3 protein-coding genes are annotated in these 3,247 nt (G+C 44.0%); all 3 read left to right on the top strand.

Annotated elements, in window-relative coordinates:
- The first annotated feature begins 580 nt into the window (after positions 1 to 580).
- On the top strand, positions 581 to 2,404 hold the full coding sequence (locus ACT8YW_RS22590) for a reverse transcriptase domain-containing protein (protein ID WP_444107214.1): 1,824 nt from the start codon (positions 581 to 583) through the stop codon (positions 2,402 to 2,404).
- Between the two features lie 257 nt (positions 2,405 to 2,661).
- Positions 2,662 to 3,045 carry a DUF3876 domain-containing protein gene (locus tag ACT8YW_RS22585; RefSeq protein ID WP_444107213.1) on the top strand — a complete coding sequence of 128 codons (384 nt, stop codon included), beginning with the start codon at positions 2,662 to 2,664 and terminating at the stop codon, positions 3,043 to 3,045.
- A gap of 26 nt (positions 3,046 to 3,071) precedes the next feature.
- Positions 3,072 to 3,247, top strand: a 176-nt coding sequence (locus ACT8YW_RS22580) for a DUF4141 domain-containing protein (RefSeq protein ID WP_444107215.1), incomplete at its 3' end; no start/stop codon positions are given.

Here is a 3,247-nt window from a genome sequence, read left to right as displayed (position 1 = left end):
GTGCGCCCGTAAAGGGAATTTGACGAATGTCGCTTTGGCAAGCGACTGGGCAAGTGTTTAAAATGCCCATTAACAACCGCTAACCGGAGGGGAAAACCCCACAAGGGAACATAGCACGTTGGTAAAGCCATAAGTCAGCCAACTGTCATGCTGCGACCGAATGGCAAGTTAAAATGATAGATATGAGGATAAAGCCTGTATTGGTTGAACGATAGTCCGAGCAGTCGTATCCTTGGGCAATGACGGAAGACAGTTGAATAATTCTTCGGAATTATACCGTCATGTTGCGGTACTACACTGATGACAGGTAGCAGGAGTAGCATAAACTTACCGCAAGGCAACTACCATAAGTAGTAAAGGACGAAAGTCGTATCCGACAATCTATCAAGCCAAATAGTCGTCAAATTTCTAAACGGGGATTGCCTAAACCGGAAAGCCAGTTGTAGGGCTATGGGGTCTGCCCCTGAATATCCGGCATGGCAACGGAGCTTCCATAGTAGTCTGAGCAGGGTAACGCCCTGTACATGGCGAAGGGGAGCAGGTAATTAAGTTTAACAATTTAAAGGAAGATGTGAGAGACATGAGAAATCCAGAAAATGTGTTGAACAGTCTGAGTAAACACAGCGGTAACTTGAACTATAAGTTTGAGCGGCTGTATAGAGTGCTGTTTAACGAAGAAATGTTTTATGTAGCCTATCAGAATATTTACAGCAAGACAGGCAACATGACGGCAGGAGCCGATGGTAAAACCATTGACGGAATGAGCATTGACCGAGTTGAACAATTGATTGATAGTCTTAAAAATGAGACTTATCAGCCTAAGCCGTCCAAAAGGACGTATATACCTAAGAAAAACGGGAAAAAACGTCCGCTTGGCATACCCTCTTTTGATGATAAACTGGTACAGGAAGTAGTCAGAATGATACTTGAAGCAATCTATGAAGGTAGTTTTGAACATACTTCACATGGGTTTCGCCCCAAACGAAGTTGCCATACTGCTCTTATAGATATACAAAAGACATTCACTGCCGTGAAATGGTTTATTGAAGGCGATATTAAAGGATTCTTCGACAATATCAATCATGACGTATTGATTAAGATTCTTCGGGAACGTATCGCTGACGAAAGATTTTTGCGGCTTATCCGAAAGTTCCTGAATGCCGGATATGTTGAAGACTGGGTATTTCATAGAACGTACAGTGGAACTCCGCAAGGCGGGATTATCAGCCCAATACTGGCTAACATCTACCTTGACAAATTCGACAAGTACATCAAGGAATACATCAATCGGTTTAATAAAGGGAAAACGAGAAAAGGCGATGCTCGATACAAGCTCTACGAACAGCGGAGATACCGACTGGCAAAGAAACTAAAGAATGAGAAAGATGTAAAGGTAAGGGAACAGATGACCGCTGAAATTAAGCGGCTACGAGAAGAACGGAACAACTATCCGGCACGTAATGAAATGGACAGCAGTATCAAACGTTTAAAATATGTGAGATACGCAGATGATTTTCTGATTGGAATTACCGGTAGTCTGGAAGACTGTAAAACAGTAAAAGAGGATATTAAGAACTATTTGAACGAAACTCTTAAACTGGAGCTGTCAGATGAAAAGACACTGATAACCAATGCGCAAAAACCAGCGAAATTTCTCGGATATGACGTATTTATCCGCAGGTGTAATGATTTACGCAAAGATAAGTTCGGTAGAACGGTTAGGGCATTCGGACACAAGCCTGTCTTGTACCTAACTTTTGAAACGATGCGGAAGAAACTCTTTGATTATAAGGTCGCAAGAATAGCGGTTGTCAATGGCAAAGAGGTTTGGAAGTCCATCGTCAGAACGTACATGCTGAACTTGGATGACTTGGAAATAGTCAGTCAGTTCAATGCCGAAATCCGAGGGTTCTATAATTACTACTCAATAGCCAATAATAGCTATGTCATCAATTCTTTCTATCACATTATGTCATACAGCATGTATAAGGTATTTGCGAACAAATACAAATCATCTGTAAAGAAAATACTTCTGAAATATAAAAAGAACAAGGTTTTCCAAGTGGCATATGAAAATAGCAAGGGTAAGACACTTTACCAATCATTTTATCATGATGGTTTCAAACGCAAAAAGGTTGCAGGGAATATTTACTGTGACACTATTCCACGGACAGTTCCCATAACAGGTGGACGTAACAGCCTTATGGAAAGGCTGAAACTCCAAGTCTGCGAATTATGCGGTGCTACCGATAAACTCGAAATGCATCACGTTCGCAAACTTAAAGACCTGAAAGGTAAATCCGACTGGGAAAAGAGAATGATAGCCCGGAGACGAAAAACTTTGGCTGTCTGCTCAAAGTGTCATGCAAAGATAGACCCCGACCGAAGAATCAGACTGAATTAATTAGTGGAGAGCCGGATACAGGGAGACTTGTAAGTCCGGTTCGGAGGCGAGTACTCGGAAACCTATCATAGAAATATGACAAGGCGTTGGGTGCTTAGCCTACGCGTACCCCCCCGAAGAACCGGAAAAAGTAGAGGTTTACCGTCTGGCGGAACAGTTGGGCGGCGACATTGAAGCCGTCATCCGGCAGCTTGCCGAAAGGCGGAGAAAAAAGGAATAAATAGAAACAGATTCATCAACTAAAAAAGAAAATGCGTATGAGTATATCAAGAACGAAAATGCTGCAAGTCAGCAAGTGTTTAATCGGGCTGGCGGTCATGGTGCTGCAATCCTGCGACATAACGGACAACCGACGCGACCTGCTTTGCGGAAACTGGGAGAGTGTGGAGGGCAAGCCCGACGTGCTTATCTACAAGGAGGGCGAAGCCTATAAGGTGACGGTATTCAAGCGGAGCGGCATCCGCCGCAAGCTGAAGCCGGAAACCTATCTCTTGCAGGAGGAGAACGGCAATCTGTTCATGAACACCGGATTCCGCATCGACGTGTCCTACAACGAGGCGACGGACATCCTGACCTTCTCGCCGAACGGGGACTACGTGCGTGTGAATCCGAAACCGGACCATCCGATAAGCGAGCAATAACGATAACCACTAAAATCCAAAGTAACATGAGAACAAGAATAACATTTATTATCTGCCTGTGCCTGTTTGCAGTCGGCAGGGCAAGCGCACAGTGGGCGGTGATAGACCCGTCCAACATCGCGCAGAGCATCGTGAACACTTCCAAGAACGTGGTACACACTTCCACGACCGCCCAGAATATGATAAAAAATTTTCAAGAGAC

Origin of the sequence: Bacteroides sp., assembly GCF_052357945.1 — a bacterium.
Taxonomy (GTDB): Bacteria; Bacteroidota; Bacteroidia; order Bacteroidales; family Bacteroidaceae; genus Bacteroides.
The sequence above is the reverse complement of the archived record's forward strand: the minus strand, read 5'-3'. Positions and strand labels throughout refer to the sequence as shown.

What these genes read in the sequence shown, in the direction of transcription:
- ACT8YW_RS22585 (WP_444107213.1), top strand. Translation starts at nt 2,662, where the DNA reads ATGAGTATATCAAGAACGAAAATGCTGCAAGTCAGCAAGTGTTTAATC.
- ACT8YW_RS22590 (WP_444107214.1), top strand. Translation starts at nt 581, where the DNA reads ATGAGAAATCCAGAAAATGTGTTGAACAGTCTGAGTAAACACAGCGGT.